The sequence below is a fragment of the Gilliamella sp. CG16 genome (assembly GCF_046635785.1).
GTDB lineage: Bacteria > Pseudomonadota > Gammaproteobacteria > Enterobacterales > Orbaceae > Gilliamella > Gilliamella apicola_I.
Genome location: NZ_JBIDFL010000018.1, coordinates 1 through 6,748 on the forward strand (window position 1 = coordinate 1; position 6,748 = coordinate 6,748).

The 6,748-nt window shown below is 37.6% G+C and carries 2 protein-coding genes; both read right to left on the reverse strand.

The window, feature by feature from the left end:
- On the reverse strand, window positions 1–5,807 hold a 5,807-nt coding region (locus ACGH47_RS11240; protein WP_411623465.1), incomplete at its 3' end, for an SdrD B-like domain-containing protein.
- Window positions 5,807–6,352: a hypothetical protein gene (locus tag ACGH47_RS11245; protein WP_411590995.1), complete on the reverse strand. Its 546-nt coding sequence runs from the start codon at window positions 6,350–6,352 to the stop codon at window positions 5,807–5,809. The genes ACGH47_RS11240 and ACGH47_RS11245, both read right to left, overlap by 1 nt.
- Between the last annotated feature and the right edge of the window lie 396 nt (window positions 6,353–6,748).

Below are 6,748 nucleotides of genomic sequence, written 5' to 3' on the forward strand. Positions count from 1 at the left end.
TCCTCAAATCCTGATTTTGCCGATGTTAACACCAGTTTCGGCGTAATTGGCGTACTTAATGCGCCAAAGGCAATATCATTTGCGCTGTATTTTCCGTCGTTATCGGCATCGATCACCACATAACCCTTGATAACCGCACTGCCGTGATAACCTATTTCTATTCCGTTAACTAATGACTTATTATCAGCAACATGCACTTTGAGCGATAAGTTAGGTGATCCGGCTTTAACTGCACCTTGTCCTATATCCGTATAGCTCAATTGATAACCATCCCAGTCAGCCACGGTTTGTAAACTGTCCTCGGTGATAATCCAATCGCCTTCCGATACGTTGCCCGCCTCAAAGTTACCTTTACTGTCAGTGGTCACTTGTTTCGTAATTGTGCTACCCGTTTTAGTCAGAGTTAATACTAAACCAGATAAATCCGCATCAATCGCTGAGTGGGTTCGGCTGTTGTCTATATCAATGCTGACATGACCTTTGATCATGGCAATATATTTATACGCTGAATTTTTGTCTAACTCATTTTGTGTTAACGGGTTAAACACAAAGTTATCGCTATTTCCGGCTATGACACTGTCCGCAATTAATTCCGTTCCTTCCGGTGTGCTAACCATAATTTGATAGTTACCGCCTTTCGGTAATTTTTCAAACTGATAGTAACCTTGTTTGCCATTCACCGTTTTGGTGTCAACTTTTTTAAGTTCAACATAATCCGTTGCACCCGGTGCCTGATAATTAAGGGTCACATTGATGCCATTACGCCCTTCGTTATCCTGTCTGTCTTTGCTGTCATTTTCATCAATCCAGACGACACCATCGATTTTTTGTTTTCCTACCAACAGATAATTATTATCCAGTGAGCCTTGTTTTGGTAAACTCGCAACCGGAATAACAATATGTTTCGGATCGTTACCTGCTGAGCTTTGTTTAAACTCATGGTCGGCATTAGCGCCTAATTTCAGCACCACAGAATAGTTAGCACTATTACCAAACATCAAATTAGGGAATTGATACTCACCATCCACGGTTTGTTGGGTCATTAATAACTTACCAGTACCATCTAAACCGTCATGCAATTCAACGGTATACGAGATCGCACTATCAAGTAAATAGGTAAACGCCTTTGTAGGATCTAAATCGTTATTATTATCGGCATAATCGACGAAGATTTTCCCTTGAATACCGTTAGCACTTGCTTCTTTATAATAGAAACTATTACCAAAGACACCAGTATTGGTTATTTGAATATTGGATAAAGTACTGATTGGTTGAGTTGAACCTTCACTATTTTTAACTAATGAATAACCATCCGGAGAGGTTACAACATTAATACTGTACTTACCGGAAGGTAAGTTATAGAAATGATATTCACCTTTATCATTGGTATATTGACGAGCGATCTCTGTTCCGTTTGAATCAACTAGGCCAATCAATACATGATCAATTGGTAATTCAGGTGATGTGCCGTCAATAATAGTTTTACCCGCAATACCACTATTGATTGCTTGATTACTGCTTATACCTGCCGCCGGTGAACTGTTTGAACTACCAGCTAATAGGAAGGATTGGTTTTGTACCGTTCGTCCAATATCTTTAAAGGTTATTGTGTCTAAAGTTGCACTAGCTTTTTGATTAGCATTTGAAATAACGCCATAATTGCTTGTAGGAACAACTTGAACTACGTAGTCCGTATTAAGATCAATTCCAGTGAAACTATAATAGCCTTTCTCATTAGTAGTACTTTCAAGATAGTTAATAAGAGAATTATTTAATTTTTTAAATAATTTAACCTTAACATTCGATACAGGAAGATCACCTGTTTTATCAAAACTAATATCCGTTCTACCATTGTTGTTAATATCAACCATTACATAACCTGCAATAGCTGCATCACCATTTTTCTTATAGATGAAATCTAAATTACCACCTGATACTTTTGGTGTTTGTGATGTAATTTTAATATTTGGTACAGTATCAAACTCTGATTTTAGTTCATAAACGCTTACATCCAAGCCTTCTTCTGTAACTTTAATGGTATAAGTATCATTAAATAAATTTTGGAAAGTGTATATACCAGATTTATCGGTTTTAGTTTTAACATAGAATTTTCCATCACGATATAATTCAACCGTTACTCCGGCAAGTGGCACATCACTTTTACTAGCATTGAAGTTACCATCCTCATCATAGTCAAAATAAAGTCGACCACTGATTTCGGTAGGTTGTTTCAGTTTTACTATCCAATACTGATCAGTTGCACCAGCAGATGGAATAGGGGCAACTTGTAAAAACTCTGGTTTTTTCAGCTCACTAGGAATAAGACTGCCTTGAGGTTCATTACCACTAGCAACTAATTCAAATTGTTGTGAATCTAGTCCACGTAATCTAAGAATTATATTAGTTAAATACAAATTACCACGAGGTGAATTAGTGTCATTATAAACAAATTCACCCGTATATTTTACATTGTTATCGACAAAGTCAGATTGATTTAAAATAGCGCTAATATTTCCATTATTGTATCCTTTATAGAAACGAGGCGTAAAAAAGCCTTCTACTCTAAGCGCATCTTTATTATATCTCATTAACTCTTGACTTGTTAATAAAACCGCATCTTCTATTTTTTTGGAACCTGTAATATCTAGGTAAAGATTTCCTGATATTCCTTTAGATGCTTTTGATGCTTGCATAATATATTGACTAGATTCAACATTATTAGCTAAAGTACCATCGGCCAAGACTTCTATGTCAAAAATACCTACAGCTGTAGCAGGATCTTTGTCGGCAATATCAATATAACTATAATTAGTATTATCTGGATCATGTATAATGCGATATTTACCTTTTGGTAAACGGTAAAGAATTAAATTCTGATAAAAATCTCCGCCCGTCATCCATTCTTGGTAAGTACTTCCATCCCAATAAAGAACTTTAAATTTACCATAACCTTGTTCTTTGGAACCATTACCTTCATACTTACCATTCCCATCTAAATCATTGATAGGAATAAAGGTAATTGCATCACTTTTACCTTGCATTAAAAAGTTATGGATAATAGGTAAATCTATTTTATCAAAACGAATCGTTTGCAACTGAGCAAGACCTTGTTTTGGATCTGTTACTGCCTCAGTATCTGAGCGAACAACTTTAATGATAAAATCTTTCCCACTCGTCAGTCCATCATTTCCAGTAAACTCATAACGTCCTGTTTTATCGGTTTTTTGTGAAGCTAATACACTTTTACCTGAGCGTGAAGTACAATCATTATTATCTTTACATAATAAAACTGTCGCATCAAACAATGGTTTATCAAAGGCATCAGCCGTCCCACCTACAGTAAGTATACCCTCTCCTCTGTAAGTATCCAAATAAACTGTACCTTTAGCAACATAATCTCGTTGTTTTAATTTAAACCAGAAATTAGTATCTTTAGTATAGTTTTGACCGCCTTTTACTTTTACAATAATGCTAGAAGTTTCATTAACAATAGTATCGTTTTGATCATTACGTTCTAATTCAATAGCATTTTTATCCGCATTACTGCCAGCGCCGAAAGTTGATTGAACAACCACTCGATATTCACCATCAGGTAACTTGGTAAAGTTATACCAACCATCATTGTTTGTTCCCATAATAGCAATATCATCACGTTCCCAATTGCCAGTAGATACTTGTTTATGTTGTAAAACGACACGAGTGTATCTAATAGGCGTATCTAACTTAGGATCATAATTACCGGTGGTACCAACATGGCTATTATTTAAGTAAACATAGCCCGAAATACTGTTAGGCGTTTTACCTCTAAAATATACAATAGAAAAACCACCCAATCTTTCGGTAGCACTTGCATTATTTGCAACTGATCTTACTCGATATTCTTGTGTAACAGCTTGGATATCTAAATAATTAGAATCATATCCAATAATTTTGTAAGTATAAATTCCACCATGATCAGAATTAACCCTAGCTCGTTGAGCACGCGAATAATCATCTGGACCTTTTAGATATTTAGCATATAAACGTGTCCCATCTAATTTGGTCGCAGGCGTGACACCATCTTCTTCAAAAAAAGCAACCTCTAGATAAGGTGCGGTACTTAATTCACTAATACCATTTTGTATACCACCCCAGTTTCCGTGGTTATTTGTAGACTGTAAGCTACTTTCTACAGCTAATAGACTTGGTGCAATGATTGAATACCAAAAGTTTTGGTTTGACTTAGTACCGCCATTTAAATTGGGAATAATAATCTCTTTCGGAGCAATTTTGTCTTGCTTACCATTGCTGAGTTTTACTTTACCTTTATGAGTACTTTTTGATTCAGATGAGGTACTGGTTGATTTACCATCTGTATCGCCAATAAAGAAATATTTGGTCGTATCAATACCAGATTCATCTAAAACGACTTTATAATCTTTATTCGCTCTTAGTCCTCCAAATTTATAAGCCCCCGCTTTATTAGTGGTCTGTTTAGCAATTAATATCCAACTATTACCATCATGTTGATAAAGATTGACTGGCGTGTTAAGAAAGGTACTACCATCCTTAGGTAGAGTATTTCCTGTTTTACCCCCATCTGGGCCGTCTTCAGGGAATTGTTCTGAACCTAATGCAAATACCGAACCTGATATACCTGCTAAAGTTGTATCGTTCGGATCAATATTTAACAAAAATGTCGGGCCACTTGTTTGACCGATTGCATCAGTTATTTTAACAGTTTGTTCGGTTTTATTCTGTGGAATATAAGGTGCTTTTACATTGGTTACTTTTATGTCATAACTTGCAACAGCTAGATCTCTAAAACGATAACGGCCATTATCAGTTGTAGTTATTGTTCCTGTACCTAGTACTTTGGTTGTCGTGCCGGGATAGTAAAGCTCGACATTCATATCAATCGCACCGGTATCAGAGCCTACTGTATAGATCCCATCACCATTTTGATCAATAGCGACAACTCCGTCAATACCCCATTCATTACGTGGTTTAACATTAAATTGCCCTTTTTGATTTTTACCCGCCATATTAAAGCTAATTTTATTAACGTAGGCGTTTTTACTGTCTGGTAATGTTGCATCCCATAAAGCATATTTGATTTTATTACTTGAGTCAGCAACAAAATCTGCTGTATCAACCGTCATGTCATACAGATGCCCTTTTAAGGTATTTTTAAGTTCAACTACACCATCATTATTGGTTGCAAAAACAATTTGCCTTGAAGAAGAGGTATGAATCAACCTAACAGGAATATTCTTTGCACCATTTCCTTTGTCGTCTTTTATCGCTAAGTTGATATCACCGCCTTGCCCTTTGATAAATAAGTTTTGAGCAGACGCACCAGTATCAACGATAAGTTGCACTGAACGATCAATGGTTTCACCTTCCGTCGTCTTTGCCACAACCTTATATGTCCCCAGTAACGGCGCATCTAATTTATAGCTACCGTCCTGATTTGTGGTCGTGTCCGATAGTAACTTTTGATTACTGTCATATAATTCAACTTTTAAACCCGTTAACGGCATTTCTGTTTTACTGGCCGTATTGTCATAATCTAAATAGACTTTTCCACCTATATCAAAGGCATATGCTGTTGATATCGTCGTCATCGATATCAACGCAGAAGCTAATAAGCGCTTTATGCTTCTTAGCATCGTCTTTTGCACTGTTGCATTATGCTCAGTTCGCATTATCTTCTCTCCTGATATGCGTAAATTCTTCTCTTCTTTACGTTTTTCAACCCTTGGGGCATTGAACTGCATCTTCGGTAAGTGCTTTTCTACACCGGTAACTTTTTGCCAACTGTTCATTAGAAACTCCCCACTACATTGACAAACCAACCTCGTGAACGGTAGTTCAGGTGTGTTAAGTTGTCGTTATAATCCGTGAAGTTGTAACCCACGCCCATCTTGATGTTGTCGCCAATATAACGATAAACACTGGTCACCAATCCGTCTTTGTGGTCATCTGCCAGACTTGTTCGTAGTGTTCGACCTTCAACCTGATATTCCCAGTCGCCTGTCTTGTAATTAACACGCACCGCATACAAACTTGCACCCGATGAGTACCAGTCACTTTCACCTTTATAACGTAAATGACCCTGTCTGTGCGCCGCTTTAAACGCCGTTTCCCAGTTCGCATTCCATTCGTAAACACCTTCTAATGACCATACCCAGCTCTTTTGGTCATACAAGCTCGACGTATAACGTTTACCGCTTGATGACGTTGAGTTCACTATCAACTGGTCATCCGGGTCTAATCCATACACATACGTCAATTTACCAAATAAGTTCAGGTTGTTTATCGCTCTCGGTCGGTAAGCAAAACCAACCATCGATTCCGTGTAGTTACTCACCACTTCACTGTTGTTTCTGTGCTCCCCTAACGTCTTGGCAAAGTCAAACTGTACCAGCCAGCTTAAGTCTTCATTGACCACCGTCTTCGCCCGGTTAGTAGTCACCCATTGTCTTATGCGTTCATTGCCGTTATCGATTCGGTATTCCACACGATTACGGATTTGGAAAACATCATTTTTATAACCGTATCCCACCGCCCAAACATCACGACGAGTTTCATCATTTCCGGTTAAACTGGTATGATTGCGGTGACGGTTGCTCACACGGCCTATCGAGTAAGACCCCTCTATAAATTGGGCTTCTGTCGGTTTATAACTCACCCCATAAACATCCGATGTCGTGTGGTCTATGCGGTTGGTTTTAAATTGTCGCTCGGAATATAATTCCATTTGACT